Genomic DNA, 15553 nt, shown 5'->3' with positions numbered 1-15553 from the left:
TACGGTTTGGTGATGATTTAAGACCTCTTTTACACAACGAAGTTTAAATTCATAATTATACTTGACTTTTCTTTCCATAAAAATACCCTCAAATAGTGTCTAACTTTTTGGGGGCAGTCTAAAGTCCGCGAGGACTTTCGTAAGTATGCGAGAAGCCAGCAATAAATTATATACGGTGTTGCCATTAGTGCTTTCTATTTTAATTCAAAAAGTCTGTTATTAAAGTCCTCAAGAATATAAACTTTTTCGAATTCCGTTTTTAAATTCATTTCAAAAGGATTATATAAATTATATGAACTTTCTCCATTACTTCCAATTACAATAAGCAACCATTGATTTTCTCCACTATTTTTTCTGTATGAAGCTAATTTAGATTCTTTTTTTCGAACTGCTGATAATATAAGTTCCTCTGTTATATCTTTCACCCACCAAGCTCCTAAATTGACATTTAGACTTTTTTGAGAATGATCAGTCATCATTATTCTTTCAATTATTGGATTTTCAATTAGTTTTTCAGATAATATATATTCTTTTACGACTCGAACAATTGTTTTTACTAAATTTTCTTTTTCGTTAATTTTAAAATTCACATATGGAATGGGATAACAAGTAATTAAAAAATTGGGTAAATTTTTGTCAGAATTTAATTCTTTTTCAGCCATTGAAAATATGTTCTCATAAAAACCTTCTCTCTCTTTTGATTTATTGTCAACTAATATTTGATGTTCTAATCCAATTTTTCCAAATTCTCCTTTTAAAATAAAATCAGGCTTTTCGGATAATTCGTTAATTTGGATTTTATTATTAAAAAACATTAAAAATTTTCCAACGTGACATAGCTCTAAAATTTTTTGTTTGTTTTTTCCTTTTTCAGGCATTAATAATTCAAGATGAGAGTTTATTAAATTTCCAAGGGTATTTCTACTTTCTGTAATGGATTTATTGTTCTGTATAATTTTCATTTTCGCATTAATGGCAACAATTGGATATACACTATAGTCTATATCCACAGCAACCCGAAAGTTCGACAATTTTCCCGAGAAAATCAACCTAAATACTGCTATCCCCTAAATTAGCACTACCTTTGCGCACAACAGAAAATGACGCTTAATACACAGAAGGTCATTTAAACACTAATTTGACCAAATATATTATATGTCATTTAAAGATTTAGGCCTATCTGAGCCTTTACTAAAAGCTATTAGTAAAAAAGGATACACAACTCCAAGTCCAATTCAAGAAAAAGCAATTCCTCCAGTATTAGAAGGACGTGATGTATTGGCTTCGGCACAAACAGGAACAGGTAAAACTGCAGGTTTTACATTACCATTATTACATTATTTATCTGAAAATCCTAAAACTAAATTTAGACCAATTCGTGCTTTAATCTTAACACCAACGCGTGAGCTTGCTGCTCAGGTTCATCAAAGTGTTATGGATTACAGTGAATTTTTAGATATTAGAAGTGCTGTGATTTTTGGAGGTGTTAATCAAAAACCACAAGCTGCTACGATTCGTCGTGGTGTGGATATTTTGGTTGCAACACCTGGTCGTTTATTAGATTTACACAATCAAAACCTTTTATCACTAAAACGTGTTGAGGTTTTTATCTTGGATGAGGCAGACCGTATGCTAGACATGGGTTTTCTTAGAGATATAGAAAAAGTGATGAGTGTTATGCCAGCAAAACGTCAAAATTTGATGTTCTCGGCTACATTTTCAAAAGATATTAAAAAGCTTGCTAATGGGATTTTAAATAATCCTGTACAAGTAGAAGCAACTCCAGAAAACACAACCGTAGAAGCTATTTCTCAAAAAGTGTATCGTGTTGCTAAAGGAAAAAAGCCAGATTTGTTAATTAAGCTCATTTCCGAAGGAAACTGGAAACAAGCACTTGTATTTTGTAGAACTAAACATGGTGCGAATAAGTTGACTAAAAAACTTATTTCATCAGGTATTAGTGCTGCTGCCATTCATGGTAATAAAAGTCAAGGTGCCCGAACTAAAGCACTTGAAGGTTTTAAAAGCGGAAAAGTAAGAGTCATGGTCGCTACAGATATTGCAGCTCGTGGATTGGATATTCCGTTATTACCACATGTTGTGAATTTTGAATTGCCTAATATTTCTGAAGATTACGTTCATCGTATTGGTAGAACTGGTAGAGCAGGAGCAGATGGTAAAGCGATATCGTTGGTAAGTGCAGATGAAACTACATATTTACGTGATATAGAAAAACTTATTGGTGAAAAGATTGAAGTAGAAATTGTTGAAGGTTTTGAACCAGATCCAAATGCATCTACTGAGCCAATTAAACAAGGTCAAGGTAGACAAGGTGGAGGAAACAGAAACCGTAATTCTGGTCCTAGAAACTCAGGAGGTAACTCTGGAGGAAATAGAAGTAGCTCAAACCGAAGTAGTAGTAATAGTAGTAATTCTAGACGACGTAACGATAGACGTAACTAATTAAAGTGTTATTGCATTTTAATTCATTTTAGTATGACAACAGTCTTAAAGCAAAAAATTGTAGAAGTTTGCAATCATAAGATTGCCCAAAAGGGAGACAACGTTGGTATCTCTTTTTACGCTTTTTTCAAAAATAAAAATGATACTCCAGAGTTATTGATGGAAGCTGCTATATGGTGGATTAAAACACACCAATTAGATCATTTTGAGAAAGCTGTGAAAATCAAGAAAATGGTAGAACAATTGTAATGGAAACACAAAAGAATAACCCTTTACACGGAATTAAACTAGAACAAATCGTCACAGATTTGGAAGCTCATTACGGTTGGGAATACATGGGAACCATCATTAATGTTAGATGCTTTAATGATAATCCATCAATTAAATCCAGCTTAAAGTTTTTGAGACGCACACCATGGGCAAGAACCAAGGTGGAGTATATGTATTTAAAGATGCTTCGTAATAAAAACAGGTCACAAGACAAAACATAAAAAAAAGCTCCAATATTTGGAGCTTTTTTATTTTTTATTATAGTTGACTTATTAAAAATTAAAAAAGTTTAATCCTCATCATCTTCTTCAAATTCTATAACTGTTGCATCAAACTCTGCATCGTTAAACTCGTCTCTACTCATCCAATATTCTGATGTTGTAAGCACATACGATGTATCACCTGTAGATTTTAAATCCCAAACAATAGCTTCGGCTTCTTCAAAAGATGCTTTACCAGCCAATTGATTTGAAAACAAACGTTTAATAACGTTGTTGCCAGCCAATGTTTTGTCAAACGCTTTAAGTACGACTTCTTTATCTACGTTTTTATTTGGAGTGATTTCAAATTCTATAATCGTTGCTTTTGCGCTAGGGAAAGACCCATTATAAGCTTTATGCAATAATTGGTTGATGTTAAATAACTGATGATGAAGAGAAATATCTGCGTATTCTTCAGAAATTTTATCCAACAACATGTCGTGAGACATTTGCTCAATTTGGTTTTCGTTTAAATGTTCACTTAACTTATAGGTCAATAGTATCACTGCAGCTTCATTCGGCTCAAAATCTGAAATTGCCATGAATAATAATTCTAATAATTCTGAAGGATTTGAACTTTCTGTATCTTCAAGTCCAAATTCTTTTAGTAATTGAATATAATCATCGTTTGTCCAAGCATTTTGAAGCGCATCAACAGTCTTTACACTATTAATAATAATATGATATTTCATGGTTTATTTTTTATTGAAGATAATCAAATAAACCTTGTTTTTTAATAATGTTATGCTAATTTAATTAAGCTGTCGTAAACCTTCATAGGTCACAATACCAACAGCATTAGCTAAGTTTAAGCTTCTTATATGTTCGCTGTATAAGGGTATTTTGTAAAGGTGCTCTTCGTAAGTTTCTATTATAGATTTAGGTAAGCCAGCCGATTCTTTTCCGAAGACCAAAAAAAGATTCTCCTCAAATTTGATATCCCAATGTGATTGCTCGCCATGACTAGAAAAGAAAGCAAACTTTGCGTCTTTATTTTTACTGAAAAACGCCTCAATAGACTCATAGATAATCACATCTAAATGTTGCCAGTAATCTAAACCAGCACGTTTTAATCTACTATCACTTATTTCAAAACCAAAAGGTTTTACTAAATGTAATTTAGAGCCAGTGGCTAAAGCCAATCTGCCAATGTTACCCGTGTTATTTGGGATTTCGGGTTCGAATAAAACGATATTAAGTGACATTTTTTTATTTTTTTATTTTCGTATTTAAAACAAGTTTGACAATTATCAAGCGAATTAAAAGTACCCATGGGAATCCATGAAGTAATACATCAAACCAGTCTTTTAATTGCATCCCATTTGCGCCACCAGCAATCCATTTTAATTTCCCCCAAATATGAGGTTCTGGAAAAAAAGGAGCTAAGCCCAAAGTGAGGCATAATAATATAATAATTCTAAAATCGTTGAGTAGTTTCATGTGTTTTCATATATTATTTTTCAATTGTCACATACTGTTCGCTATTAATCATTGTCTTGGTTACTAAAGCTTTTAAAAAAGCTCGTTTCATGTGTTATTCTTCTAGTTGACCTATATCGTCAATTTCATCAAAAGCCTCTCCTTTAGGATCAGGACCATAGTTGTTTAATCCATATTCTCCCTCTGTTGCAACAAGAACAATATACCAAATACGACCAATTACAGGAATAAAATTAATAAATATATAGGTACCACTTTTTCCTATATCATGAAGTCGCCTTACGTTTAATGCTAGCCAAGGAACTAATGTTGCTAAGAAGTATATACCTAAAACAGACCCAACAATAGGTGTATCAAAAAAATCATCGACAAGAGATGCATATGATAATACTAATATGGAAATGATGATTTGTACTAATACAAACATCCAATATTCTTTACGTCTTGCACGTCCAGAAAAATTAGCATAGTTCTCTTTTATTACTTTTAAATACCAATGCATTGTTTTAAGTTCTATTATTTATGATCTAAATATCAAAAATAAATTTAAGAGTCTCTTAGTTTTTGAGCAAAAAAAACCTACTCTTTTGGGAGTAGGTTGAAATTTTATGAGATGAAATTATTCAATCTCTTTAGTACCGATTGTACTAATTTCTTCGTTATCTGCCGATTTTGGATCAGGACCATATTGGTTAGTTCCTCTTTCTCCTTCAGTTACAAATAAAACGATAAGCCAGATGCTTCCAATAATTGGTATTAAACCTATAAGGTAAAACCAACCACTTTTGCCACCATCATGCAAACGTCTAACAGCAACAGCTAAACTTGGGATTAATACACCAAGTAAATAAATCATATACAATCCCATAAAAGCAGGTGCATCAAATAGACCAGCTAATACGCCAGATACCATAGCAATGGCAATAATGAAAATAAGGTTGAATAATACGAACATCCAATATTCTTCTCTTCTTGCTCTTCCGTTGAAATTTGCGTAATTATCTCTTACGACTTTTAAATACCATTTCATATCTCTTAATTTATTAGTTAGTTAAACCAAATATAGAATTTAATTCAAGATTGAAGTTGTAAATTCTGAAATTTTAGATAAACGGTTATCCGTTAGAAATTTTATAAAAGCACTCCCAATAATTGCACCTTTGGCGTGTTGAGTCGCTTGAGTAAACGTTTCGTTATTTGAAATCCCGAAACCTACAATTTGCGGATTTTTAAGGTTCATATCTGCAATGCGTTTAAAATAAGCGGTTTGTTCATCTCCAAAACCAGAGTTGCTTCCTGTAACGCTTGCACTACTTACCATGTATATAAATCCTTCGGAAATAGAATCAATAAACTCAATACGCTCTACAGACGTTTGAGGTGTGATTAAAAATACATTGATCAAACCATACTTCTGAAAAATGGACTTGTATTGCTCATTATAAACATCTACAGGTAGATCTGGAATTATGAGTCCGTCGATACCAATCTCTTGACATTTTTTACAAAATGCTTCTACTCCATATTGAAATATGGGGTTAAAATATCCCATTATAATCAAAGGAATTGAAACCGTTTTACGAATGTCTTTTAATTGGTTGAAAAGAATATCTGTAGTCATTCCATTTTTTAAAGCTTGCGTAGAGCTTGCTTGTATGGTTGGTCCATCTGCTAAAGGGTCACTAAATGGTAATCCTATTTCTATCATATCAACACCACTTTTCTCTAAGTTTTCAATGATTGAAATGGTATCGTTGAGGTTTGGATATCCTGCGGAAAAGTATATGGATAATAACTTTTTGTCTTCTTTTAGTTTTTGGTTTATTTTATTCATGGTTATTCATGGTTATTCATGTCGTCACCCTGAATTTATTTCAGGGTCACATTATTATTTACTTGTGTGATGCTGAAACAAGTTGAGCATGACGCTATTCAATTACTCTTCTCTCGTGTGATACTGAAACGAGTTCAGCATGACGTTACTTGATTATTATTCGTCAATATGGACTTGTTTCTGGTTTTCATTAGAGTACTAATTATTGTTTTTTTATTTGTGTGATGCTGAAACAAGTTCAGCATGACGCTGTTTAATTATTCTTCTTTTGTGAGATACTGAAACGAATTCAGCATGACGTTACCTGATTACTATCGTCAATCTGAACTTGTTTCTGGTTCTCATTAGAGTACTTATTATTGTTTTTTTACTTGTGTGATGCTGAAACAAGTTCAGCATGACGTTACTTGATTACTATCGTCAATCTGAACTTGTTTCAGATTCTCATCAGAGCAATAGGGTTATAAGACTTGGATTCATCTCTTTTATGAGGTTTAGCTTCCAATCTTTCTTCCAATTTTTAATTTGTTTTTCTCTGGCTATTGCTTGATTGATATCGTTGAATTCTTCATAGTAAATTAAATCTTTCAGATTATACTTTTTAGTAAATTCTGAACCTATTTCATTTTGATGTTCAACTACTCTTTTATTTAAATCTGAAGTTACACCAACATAAAGTGTTGTTCTATATTTATTAGTTATTATGTAGATGTAACTGCTTTTCATTTTCTTCTTTTGTGAGATGCTGTAATCAAAGATTCATGAATACCTTAATTTACAAATAGATATTGATGAATAAACAAGTTCAGCATGACGAGTTTGATTGTTTTTCTATTTATTATTTTGAATTTTTTAGAGGTTTAAATTATTCATAATTATTAATTTCTGTTCTTGTGAGATGCTGAAACAAGTTCAGCATGACGTTACTTGTTTATTATCGTCAACCTGAACTTGTTTCAGGTTCTCATTATTTATGTTTTCTGCGTTAAGGATTGAAAGGTTTGTTTGAGCTCATCTTTGATAGCGAGCCTTGAAAGCCTGACCCTTGTGGTAACGCCATAATTCTACAACTTAAAATAATCTATATAATTCTGTAAATCTTTATCGCCTCGACCAGATAAATTTATCACAACAATATCATCTGGTTTAAACTGCTTCTGATTAAAAATGGCTAAAGCATGTGAGCTCTCAATTGCAGGAATAATCCCTTCTAGCTGACTCAGCTCCAATCCTGCAACCATCGCTTCATCATCTGTAATTGACATGAATTCTGCACGTCCAGTCTTGTATAAATGCGCGTGCATTGGTCCAACACCTGGATAATCTAAACCTGCCGAAATAGAGTAAGGTTCGGTTATTTGTCCGTCGTTGGTTTGCATCAACAGTGTTTTGCTACCATGGATAATGCCTTCTCGACCTAAGACAGAAGTTGCAGCACTTTCTCCACTATGAATCCCTTTTCCTGCAGCTTCAACTGCAATAAGTTTCACATCTGTATCGTCTAAATAATGATAAAAAGCACCTGCAGCATTACTGCCTCCACCAACGCAAGCAACGACATAATCTGGCTTTGTAGTACCTTCTTTATCTTTAAGTTGCCATTGAATTTCTTCAGAAACGATTGCTTGAAAACGCGCTACCATATCTGGATAAGGATGAGGTCCTACAACGCTTCCAATGATATAATGTGTGTCTACCGGATTATTTATCCAATCGCGAATGGCTTCATTAGTCGCATCTTTTAATGTGCGACTTCCAGACAAAGCTGGTCGTACTTCTGCGCCAAGCATTTTCATACGAGCAACATTTGGAGCTTGACGAGCAATGTCAATTTCTCCCATATAAACAATGCATTCTAATCCCATTAGAGCGCAAACAGTTGCTGTAGCAACACCATGTTGTCCTGCTCCAGTTTCGGCAATAATTCTGGTTTTATTTAAACGTTGCGCCATTAAAATTTGACCAATCGTATTATTGACTTTATGTGCACCTGTATGGTTTAAATCTTCTCTTTTGAGATAGATTTTGGTATTGTATTTTTCTGAAAGGCGCTTAGCAAAATAGAGAGGAGAAGGACGACCTACATAATCTTTTAATAACTGATCAAATTCTTCTTTAAAAGAAGGCTCTGCCATTATTTTGAGATAGTTTTGTCTTAACTCTTCTACGTTTGGATAGAGCATTTCTGGAATGTATGCACCACCAAATTCTCCATAGTAACCTTTTTCGTTGATGTTGTATGTCATTTGTTTCGTTTTTCGTCACCCTGAACTTGATTAAGGGTGACACCTTATAGCTCTAATGTTTTTTGTTTAGGATTCCTTTCTTTAATTAAATTAAGCTTCCAATTTTATTACCAATTCTTTTTTTTTTTTCATTTTTATGAGATGCTGAAACAAGTTCAGCATGACGTAACATTAGGCTTGAATTAATTTTTTGAATCTTTTTATTTTATCAGTATCCTTCAATCCAGCTTCAATTTCAAATTTGCTATTGACATCAATTGCATGACAATATCTAGATTCCTGCTTTTGCAGAAATAGTAAAACTTGATCAATTTCATTCAATCCTATTCCTCCACTTAAAAAGAAGGGTTTTGTTGATGGATAATCTTTTAAAACATCCCAATTAAAGGTATAGCCATTTCCACCAGGTAATTTTCCTTTGGTATCGAATAAAAAGTAATCGCAAACAGCCTCATATGCCTCTAATACTGAAAAATCGAAATTGTCTTTTATGCTAAATACTTTAATAATTTCTAGTTTTTCGTGATGAGATACTGAAACAAGTTCAGCATGACGTAATGTGTCACAAAACTCAGGAGATTCACTGCCATGTAATTGAACCGCTTGTAAATTGTGAGTTTTAATTTTCTCAATTATAAACTCTAAGGAAGCGTTAACAAATACTCCAGTTTTTTTTATTGATTTTGGTAACTCTGGAATGTTTCCATCAAAAAACCGACTGGAATTTTCATAAAATATAAAGCCCAAATAATCGGGTTGCAGTTGTGCAACTTCGGTTGTATTGTCTTTGTATTTCATTCCGCAGATCTTCAGTTTCATCTTCTTGATACCGTTTTTTCGTTCCTTAAAATCATTTGTAGTGACTTTGGATTGTTTATTTTTTTGTCATTTTGAAATGAGCACAGCAATTGTAAAGTCTCTTCTATAGATTCTTCGTCTTACTCTGAATGACACTTTATCTATTTAAATTATTTATAAATTGTGTTGCACTCTCTCCTGGATCATCAGTTTTCATGAAATTCTCACCAATTAAAAAACCTTTGTAACCATAAGGTTGCAAGATTTTAATGGCTTCAACATTGCTAATCCCGCTTTCTGATACTTTTACAAAATCGTTTGGTATGAGTTCACTTAATTGCTTACTGGTTTCTAAACTGACTTCAAACGTTTTTAAGTTTCTGTTATTAACACCAAGCATGTCTAAACTTGGCATTATAGATTTGTATAATTCTTCTTCATTATGAACTTCTAGTAATACGTCTAGATGTAATTGTTTTGCTAATTCCGAAAATTGCTTGATTTCAGCTTTGGTTAAAATAGCAGCAATGAGTAAAATAACATCTGCTCCATAAGCTTTTGCTTCTATAATTTGATACTCGTCAATGATGAATTCTTTTCGTAATAATGGCAAATTGCAACTTGCTCTTGCTGTTAAAAGATCATCAAGACTGCCTCCAAAATATTTTCCATCTGTTAATACCGACATTCCGCAAACACCTGCGTTTTCATAACCTTTTGCAACATCAAAACCATTTAAACCATGATTGATAATTTGTTTTGAAGGCGAACGTCTTTTATGCTCAGCGATAATTCCTGTGTTGCTTTCTTTTAATTTTTTTGCTAAGGATATAGTTTCTCTTTCAAATAGAATAGATTGCTCTAACTGTTTGATTGGAATGAGTTGCTTGCGAAGGTTTACTTCAATGCGTTTGTCTCTTGTTATTTTGTCTAAGATGTTCATGTTTCGTCAACCTGAACTTGTTTCAGGTTCTTATTATTTGTGTGGTGCTAAAACAAGTTTAGCATAACATAGTTATTTACTCATTTCTACTAATCTTTCTAAACTTGCTTTCGCTCTTCCGCTTTCTAGACTTTCTTTGGCTAGTTGAAATCCATCTAGATGAGAAACTCCATTTACGGTTGCAATTGCCAATCCTGCATTGGCGCAAACAACATTATTTTGGGCATCAGTACCTTTTCCGCTAATAATATTTTTGAAAATTTTTGCAGCCTGTCTTACTGTTGATCCTCCAAAGATTTCAGATTGTTCTATTCTGTCAACATTTAAATCACTCGGACTTAACATCGTCTCAGTTGCATTTGAAATGATTTTGGTGTTTCCAGTAAGTGAAATTTCATCATAACCATCTAAAGCATGGACTATACTGTAATTCTTGTCTGTGTTTTGATATAGATAACCGTAAATACGCTGTAATTCTAAATTGAAAACACCTACCATTTGATTTTTAGGGAATGACGGATTGACCATTGGTCCCAACATATTGAAAAATGTTTTTACACCTAAATCCTTTCTAATTGGAGCCACGTTTTTCATTGCTGGATGAAATAAAGGTGCATGAAGCACACATATTCCTGCTTGGTCTATCGAGTATTTTAAAAAATCTGATTTATTAGAAAAGTGAATCCCTAAAGCCTCCATAACGTTAGATGATCCAGATGCTGATGATACACCATAATTTCCATGTTTAGCTACTTTTACTCCAGCTCCTGCAGTAACAAAAGAAGCCAAGGTTGAGATGTTGAATGTGTCTTTACCGTCACCACCTGTTCCGCATAAATCAATTGCATTAAAGTCGGATAAATTTACAGGAATGCAAAGTTCTAATAAGGCATCACGAAAGCCTTGTAATTCTTCTAAAGTGATACTTCGCATCATATAAATAGTGAGAAAAGATGCGATTTGGCTTTGGTTGTATTTTCCTTCGGAAATATTAACCAACACATTTTTTGCTTCTTCAGTAGAGATGCTTTCGTGGTTTATTAATCTGTTTAGTATGTGTTTCATATACATTTCCCACGAAAGTGGGAATCTCTTTAATTATACTTTTTTTCTTCATTGATGCTTCCTCCTTCAATTCCTTAATAGGAATTTATTTAGCATTTTTATGCATCTGAGTAAGCACTATTTACTGCGACTACAAATTGCTTAGTGTCTCACCCAATTCTCTAAAATTTGTTTTCCGTTTGGTGTTAAAACACTTTCTGGATGATATTGCACGCCTTTAACATCATAAAATCGATGTCTTAATGACATTATTTGTCCGTTACTGTCAACAGAAGTCGCTTCTAATACTTCTGGTAAATTTGGGTTCACAACCCAAGAGTGGTAACGACCTACTTCTATGATTTTATCCATATTATTAAAGAGCAATTCATCATCAACTGTAATTTCAACTTTGGTTGCAACTCCATGGTATACTTCGTCTAGATTAATGAGTGAGCCTCCAAAAACTTCGCCAATGGCTTGTTGACCAAGGCAAACACCTAAAATACTTTTTGTTGGTGCATACCTTTTGATGATGGCTTTTAATAATCCAGCTTCATCAGGAACTCCTGGTCCAGGAGAAAGTACGATTTTTTGAAAATCATCAACTTCTTCAAGTGTAAGTTTGTCATTTCGTTTTACGGTGACTTCGCAATTTAGGTCTTCTAAATAGTGAACTAAATTATATGTGAAACTGTCGTAGTTATCTATTACTAGTACTTTCATATTAATGCCTGCGAAAGCAGGAATCTATTTTGTTAAACTTTTATTTCTGCAGATTGATGTTTTCAATTCTACGAATTGATATGGGATATGAATTTTTATAATGTTTTCTTCCCAATGTTTTCTTTTTAATTTTGCTTACTGCTAGCTAAATCTCTTCTGCCATTTTAATAGCCTTTGTCAAGGCACCTAATTTATTGTAAACTTCTTGTAATTCGCTTTCTGGATTTGATTTTGAAACTAATCCTGCTCCTGCCTGCCAATGTAGTTTGTGGTTTTTACTCATAAAAGTTCTAATCATAATGGCGTGATTATAATTACCATTAAAATCCATAAAACCAATAGCTCCTCCATAAAATGCTCTGCTGGTTTTTTCGTATTTCTCAATAAGTTGCATTGCTTTGTGTTTTGGTGCTCCACTTAGTGTTCCTGCAGGAAATGTATCTGCTACAACTTGCATAGTCGCAGTATTGTCATTGACCTTTCCTGTGACTTTACTTACTAAATGTATCACATGAGAGAAGAACTGGGCTTCTCTATAGGTTTCCACTTTTACTTGGCTACCGTGTCTGCTCAAATCATTTCTAGCTAAATCGACTAGCATAACATGTTCTGCATTTTCTTTATCGTCTTCAGCTAGTTTTTTTGCTAGTTTTTGATCTTCTTCATCGTTTCCTGTTCGTTTAAATGTTCCTGCAATGGGATGAATTTCTGCTCTAGATTCATTGACTACAAGTTGTGCTTCTGGAGAACTTCCGAAAATTTTAAAATTTCCGTAGTCAAAATAAAACAGATATGGAGAAGGGTTGATGCTTCGCAATGCTCGGTATACATTAAACTCATCTCCTTTAAAGGCTTGAGAGAATTTTTTGGAAAGTACTAATTGAAAAACATCACCTCTAGCGCAATGTTTTTTTGCTAATTCTACATGGTCTTTATACTCGTCATCTGTTAAGTTTGATGAAATATCAGAATCTGTTTTAAACGTGTAAGACGCAAAGTTTTTAGAACTTATGAGTTGTAACACTTCATCAATATTGTTTTCGGCTTCGAAACAATGTGCAAAAACATAGGCTTCATTTTTAAAGTGATTGATTGCAATGATGTTTTGATAAACTGCATAATAAATATCTGGAATATCTAGGGAGTCTGGCTTTTGGCTAATTTCAATATCTTCAAAATATTTTACAGCATCGTAAGCTGTGTAACCAAAAATACCGTTATTGATGAATTTAAATTCTTCGTCTGAGTTGACTTTAAATCGTTTTGTAAACTTGTGAATTTCCTCAGTAACAGAAATATTTAGTGCGTTATTAGTTTTCGAACTCCCATCTGGATAATGCTGTTCTATCACATTCTTATCTACTTTAATAGAGGCAATTGGATTGAAACAGATGTACGAAAAACTATTGTCGCTAGCATGATAATCACTACTCTCTAACAGAATACTATTTGGGAATTTGTCTCTTATCTTTAAGTAAATGCTCACAGGAGTAATGGTATCTGCTAATATTTTCTTGTAATGTGTGTATAAACTAAATGTTTTCATGTGTGCTGATTTACTTGTGCTGAATTTATTTCAGTATCAATCTCTTAATTATGAGATTCTGAAACTAGTTCAGAATAAAAAAAAAGGCTTGTCGTGAATGACAAGCCTTTTTTATATTTTGTTTTAAATATACCTATAGGATTAGTTCACGACATTTGCGTTTCGAGAATTCCACCACCAAGTATGATTTAAATTTGTGTTCATTATAATTGTAAAGTTCAAATATAGAAATCAAATTTCAGTTTTCAAATTTAATTGAGCGAAAAAAGATAAAGATTCCCGATTTAATTCAAATCTATTTAAAATTTCAATGTCACGTTTAGGTCAAATTCATCGTAAATAGCCTTGTCTTTTAATCCGTCAAAAAAGCTTGCAGAACCATATTTGATATCATATTTTGTTCTATCTACTTTTAATTTAGCAGTAGCTGTGTCCTCATTTACAATCATCTCAAATGTTGTTGGATGAGTTTTTCCTTTAATGGTTAAGTCTCCAGTAACTTTGTAGTTTCCATCTTTTCCATCAACGCTAGTAATTCCTAAAACTGCTGTTGGATGATTGCTTGTGCCAAAGAAATCATCAGATTTTAAATGACCTTCTAGTTTTTCTTTTCCTTTACCTGCTTCTAAATCAGTTACGCTAATAGAAGTCATGTCAATTACGAAACTTCCGCCTGTTAAAGTTTTGTCTTCAAATGATAATGAGCCATCAGTCAAGTTAATTAAACCTTCATGTGAGCCTGTAACTTTATGGCCTTTCCAAGTAATAGTTGATTCTTTTACTTTTAATTCTTTCTTGAAAATTGTAGTAAATGAAGCAAATGATAATGCTAATACTACGATAAAAGCTGATTTTAAAATATTCTTTTTCATTGTTTTGTGTGTTTAAATTTGTTTTCTTTTATTGAATTTTATTTAATAATCTGTTTAATTCTTCTAATTCTATCGTTGTTAGTTTTGAGGTTGTTTTTTCTTCTGTAGAGTTTACTAAAGGATCTAATTCTAACAGTTTATCAAGCCCATCAGATGTGATATAAACCTCAATTTTCCTTCTATTTTGTTTGCACTCTGTACGTTTTACAAACCCTTTTATTATTAATTTATCAATAAGACGTGTTGTGTTACTCATCTTATTAACCATACGTTGTTGTATATCTTGTAGGTTAAGAGGGTTTCCTTTTTGACCTCTTAAAATGCGTAATACATTAAATTGCTCAAGAGATAAGTCGTGAGGTTTTAAGACGCTTAGCATTTCTGTTTTAACTACATTATAGGTTAAGAACAGATTAATTACAGTTTGCTTTGCTAAAGGTAAATCTGTGTTTGTTTTTAATTTTATATTTAACTCTTTCATGTACAACAATTGTATATACAAATATAATCTAATTTTTAGTTGTTATGATTAATATTTTGTTAAATTTATTTTCAAGTGTTTCTTGATTTATAACTTTATAGGATGAAGTACATTATTCTAGTATTCTCGGTTGCTTTTTTTTCCTTCGGAATGACAAACAATCATGTCAATTCTTCCGAAGACATAAAAATAGAAAGGAGTAAAGATCCTCTAAAAGTTTTCAATTATGATGAATTGGAGAAATATCTAACCTCTAAGGATGATAGCAAGACTTACGTTATAAATTTTTGGGCAACATGGTGTGCGCCTTGCGTAAAAGAGTTGCCTTATTTTGAAGAATTGAATGCTAATTACTCAAATCAAAATGTTGAAGTCATTTTGGTGAGTTTAGACTTTCCGAAGCAAATAGAAACAAAACTCATCCCTTTTTTAGAAAAAAAAGATTTAAAGAGTGAAGTTGTCGTTTTAGATGACGTTGATTCTAACACATGGATTCCTAAAGTAAATAAAGATTGGTCTGGAGCAATACCAGCAACAGTCATATATAATAAGAGTAAGACTAAGTTTTACGAACGTTCGTTCAACTATCAAGAATTAGAAAAAGAATTAAAACAATTTATTAAATAAATT

20 protein-coding genes are annotated in these 15553 nt (G+C 32.6%); 4 read left to right on the top strand and 16 right to left on the bottom strand.

The features are described 5' to 3' along the window. Positions 1-194: 194 nt before the first annotated feature. The gene (locus IM744_RS17175; RefSeq protein WP_194509407.1) at positions 195-1010 is read right to left on the bottom strand and encodes a hypothetical protein; all 816 of its coding nucleotides are present in this window, start codon (positions 1008-1010) and stop codon (positions 195-197) included. Positions 1011-1155: 145 nt separating this feature from the next. Here IM744_RS17175 and IM744_RS17170 point away from each other — a divergent pair, with 145 nt between their 5' ends. Genes IM744_RS17170 through IM744_RS17160 form a run of 3 tightly spaced genes read left to right on the top strand, consistent with a single transcriptional unit; the run spans position 1156 to position 2954 of the window. Further along, positions 1156-2463: a DEAD/DEAH box helicase gene (locus IM744_RS17170; RefSeq protein ID WP_194509406.1), complete on the top strand. Its 1308-nt coding sequence runs from the start codon at positions 1156-1158 to the stop codon at positions 2461-2463. 33 nt (positions 2464-2496) lie between these two features. Further along, positions 2497-2712, top strand: a complete 216-nt coding sequence (locus IM744_RS17165) for a DUF6500 family protein (RefSeq protein ID WP_194509405.1) — start codon at positions 2497-2499, stop codon at positions 2710-2712. Then, the gene (locus IM744_RS17160; protein ID WP_194509404.1) at positions 2712-2954 is read left to right on the top strand and encodes a VF530 family protein; all 243 of its coding nucleotides are present in this window, start codon (positions 2712-2714) and stop codon (positions 2952-2954) included. Before IM744_RS17165 ends, IM744_RS17160 begins: the two co-directional genes overlap by 1 nt. A gap of 68 nt (positions 2955-3022) precedes the next feature. Here IM744_RS17160 and IM744_RS17155 read toward each other — a convergent pair whose 3' ends face one another. The 15 genes from IM744_RS17155 to IM744_RS17085 form a co-directional block, all read right to left on the bottom strand. After that, entirely contained in the window at positions 3023-3685 is a 663-nt protein-coding gene (locus IM744_RS17155) for a hypothetical protein (RefSeq protein ID WP_194509403.1), read from the bottom strand. A gap of 60 nt (positions 3686-3745) precedes the next feature. Continuing rightward, the gene (locus IM744_RS17150; RefSeq protein WP_194509402.1) at positions 3746-4198 is read right to left on the bottom strand and encodes a tRNA (cytidine(34)-2'-O)-methyltransferase; all 453 of its coding nucleotides are present in this window, start codon (positions 4196-4198) and stop codon (positions 3746-3748) included. Between the two features lie 4 nt (positions 4199-4202). Next, entirely contained in the window at positions 4203-4433 is a 231-nt protein-coding gene (locus tag IM744_RS17145) for a hypothetical protein (RefSeq protein WP_194509401.1), read from the bottom strand. 94 nt (positions 4434-4527) lie between these two features. Continuing rightward, on the bottom strand, positions 4528-4935 hold the full coding sequence (locus IM744_RS17140; protein WP_194509400.1) for a DUF805 domain-containing protein: 408 nt from the start codon (positions 4933-4935) through the stop codon (positions 4528-4530). 117 nt (positions 4936-5052) lie between these two features. Further along, on the bottom strand, positions 5053-5463 hold the full coding sequence (locus IM744_RS17135; protein ID WP_194509399.1) for a DUF805 domain-containing protein: 411 nt from the start codon (positions 5461-5463) through the stop codon (positions 5053-5055). Positions 5464-5502: 39 nt separating this feature from the next. After that, positions 5503-6267, bottom strand: a complete 765-nt coding sequence (trpA, locus tag IM744_RS17130) for a tryptophan synthase subunit alpha (protein ID WP_194509398.1) — start codon at positions 6265-6267, stop codon at positions 5503-5505. A 447-nt stretch (positions 6268-6714) separates the two neighbouring features. Beyond that, positions 6715-6993 (bottom strand): GIY-YIG nuclease family protein, encoded by a 279-nt coding sequence (locus IM744_RS17125; protein WP_194509397.1) that lies wholly within the window; start codon positions 6991-6993, stop codon positions 6715-6717. A 338-nt stretch (positions 6994-7331) separates the two neighbouring features. Next, complete coding sequence (gene trpB, locus IM744_RS17120) at positions 7332-8513, bottom strand: tryptophan synthase subunit beta (protein WP_194509396.1); 1182 nt, start codon at positions 8511-8513, stop codon at positions 7332-7334. Positions 8514-8684: 171 nt separating this feature from the next. After that, positions 8685-9332 (bottom strand): phosphoribosylanthranilate isomerase, encoded by a 648-nt coding sequence (locus IM744_RS17115; protein WP_194509395.1) that lies wholly within the window; start codon positions 9330-9332, stop codon positions 8685-8687. Between the two features lie 136 nt (positions 9333-9468). After that, entirely contained in the window at positions 9469-10254 is a 786-nt protein-coding gene (gene trpC, locus IM744_RS17110; protein WP_194509394.1) for an indole-3-glycerol phosphate synthase TrpC, read from the bottom strand. A gap of 72 nt (positions 10255-10326) precedes the next feature. Then, positions 10327-11319 carry an anthranilate phosphoribosyltransferase gene (trpD, locus tag IM744_RS17105; protein ID WP_194509393.1) on the bottom strand — a complete coding sequence of 331 codons (993 nt, stop codon included), beginning with the start codon at positions 11317-11319 and terminating at the stop codon, positions 10327-10329. A gap of 141 nt (positions 11320-11460) precedes the next feature. Next, complete coding sequence (locus IM744_RS17100) at positions 11461-12024, bottom strand: anthranilate synthase component II (RefSeq protein WP_194509392.1); 564 nt, start codon at positions 12022-12024, stop codon at positions 11461-11463. A gap of 145 nt (positions 12025-12169) precedes the next feature. Continuing rightward, positions 12170-13570, bottom strand: a complete 1401-nt coding sequence (locus tag IM744_RS17095; protein WP_194509391.1) for an anthranilate synthase component I family protein — start codon at positions 13568-13570, stop codon at positions 12170-12172. A 299-nt stretch (positions 13571-13869) separates the two neighbouring features. Then, positions 13870-14442 carry a YceI family protein gene (locus tag IM744_RS17090; protein WP_194509390.1) on the bottom strand — a complete coding sequence of 191 codons (573 nt, stop codon included), beginning with the start codon at positions 14440-14442 and terminating at the stop codon, positions 13870-13872. Between the two features lie 28 nt (positions 14443-14470). Continuing rightward, positions 14471-14923, bottom strand: a complete 453-nt coding sequence (locus tag IM744_RS17085; protein ID WP_194509389.1) for a MarR family winged helix-turn-helix transcriptional regulator — start codon at positions 14921-14923, stop codon at positions 14471-14473. Between the two features lie 102 nt (positions 14924-15025). Between IM744_RS17085 and IM744_RS17080 the strand changes: the two genes are divergently transcribed. Further along, positions 15026-15550: a TlpA disulfide reductase family protein gene (locus IM744_RS17080; protein WP_194509388.1), complete on the top strand. Its 525-nt coding sequence runs from the start codon at positions 15026-15028 to the stop codon at positions 15548-15550. Positions 15551-15553 lie beyond the last annotated feature (3 nt).

This window comes from Psychroserpens luteus (genome assembly GCF_015319355.1).
In the GTDB taxonomy this organism is placed as follows: domain Bacteria; phylum Bacteroidota; class Bacteroidia; order Flavobacteriales; family Flavobacteriaceae; genus Psychroserpens; species Psychroserpens luteus.
This window is presented reverse-complemented; position numbering and strand designations above follow the sequence as displayed.

What these genes read in the sequence shown, in the direction of transcription:
- IM744_RS17170 (WP_194509406.1), top strand. Translation starts at nt 1,156, where the DNA reads ATGTCATTTAAAGATTTAGGCCTATCTGAGCCTTTACTAAAAGCTATT.
- IM744_RS17165 (WP_194509405.1), top strand. Translation starts at nt 2,497, where the DNA reads ATGACAACAGTCTTAAAGCAAAAAATTGTAGAAGTTTGCAATCATAAG.
- IM744_RS17160 (WP_194509404.1), top strand. Translation starts at nt 2,712, where the DNA reads ATGGAAACACAAAAGAATAACCCTTTACACGGAATTAAACTAGAACAA.
- IM744_RS17155 (WP_194509403.1), bottom strand. Translation starts at nt 3,685, where the DNA reads ATGAAATATCATATTATTATTAATAGTGTAAAGACTGTTGATGCGCTT.
- IM744_RS17150 (WP_194509402.1), bottom strand. Translation starts at nt 4,198, where the DNA reads ATGTCACTTAATATCGTTTTATTCGAACCCGAAATCCCAAATAACACG.
- IM744_RS17145 (WP_194509401.1), bottom strand. Translation starts at nt 4,433, where the DNA reads ATGAAACTACTCAACGATTTTAGAATTATTATATTATTATGCCTCACT.
- IM744_RS17140 (WP_194509400.1), bottom strand. Translation starts at nt 4,935, where the DNA reads ATGCATTGGTATTTAAAAGTAATAAAAGAGAACTATGCTAATTTTTCT.
- IM744_RS17135 (WP_194509399.1), bottom strand. Translation starts at nt 5,463, where the DNA reads ATGAAATGGTATTTAAAAGTCGTAAGAGATAATTACGCAAATTTCAAC.
- trpA (WP_194509398.1), bottom strand. Translation starts at nt 6,267, where the DNA reads ATGAATAAAATAAACCAAAAACTAAAAGAAGACAAAAAGTTATTATCC.
- IM744_RS17125 (WP_194509397.1), bottom strand. Translation starts at nt 6,993, where the DNA reads ATGAAAAGCAGTTACATCTACATAATAACTAATAAATATAGAACAACA.
- trpB (WP_194509396.1), bottom strand. Translation starts at nt 8,513, where the DNA reads ATGACATACAACATCAACGAAAAAGGTTACTATGGAGAATTTGGTGGT.
- IM744_RS17115 (WP_194509395.1), bottom strand. Translation starts at nt 9,332, where the DNA reads ATGAAACTGAAGATCTGCGGAATGAAATACAAAGACAATACAACCGAA.
- trpC (WP_194509394.1), bottom strand. Translation starts at nt 10,254, where the DNA reads ATGAACATCTTAGACAAAATAACAAGAGACAAACGCATTGAAGTAAAC.
- trpD (WP_194509393.1), bottom strand. Translation starts at nt 11,319, where the DNA reads ATGAAACACATACTAAACAGATTAATAAACCACGAAAGCATCTCTACT.
- IM744_RS17100 (WP_194509392.1), bottom strand. Translation starts at nt 12,024, where the DNA reads ATGAAAGTACTAGTAATAGATAACTACGACAGTTTCACATATAATTTA.
- IM744_RS17095 (WP_194509391.1), bottom strand. Translation starts at nt 13,570, where the DNA reads ATGAAAACATTTAGTTTATACACACATTACAAGAAAATATTAGCAGAT.
- IM744_RS17090 (WP_194509390.1), bottom strand. Translation starts at nt 14,442, where the DNA reads ATGAAAAAGAATATTTTAAAATCAGCTTTTATCGTAGTATTAGCATTA.
- IM744_RS17085 (WP_194509389.1), bottom strand. Translation starts at nt 14,923, where the DNA reads ATGAAAGAGTTAAATATAAAATTAAAAACAAACACAGATTTACCTTTA.
- IM744_RS17080 (WP_194509388.1), top strand. Translation starts at nt 15,026, where the DNA reads ATGAAGTACATTATTCTAGTATTCTCGGTTGCTTTTTTTTCCTTCGGA.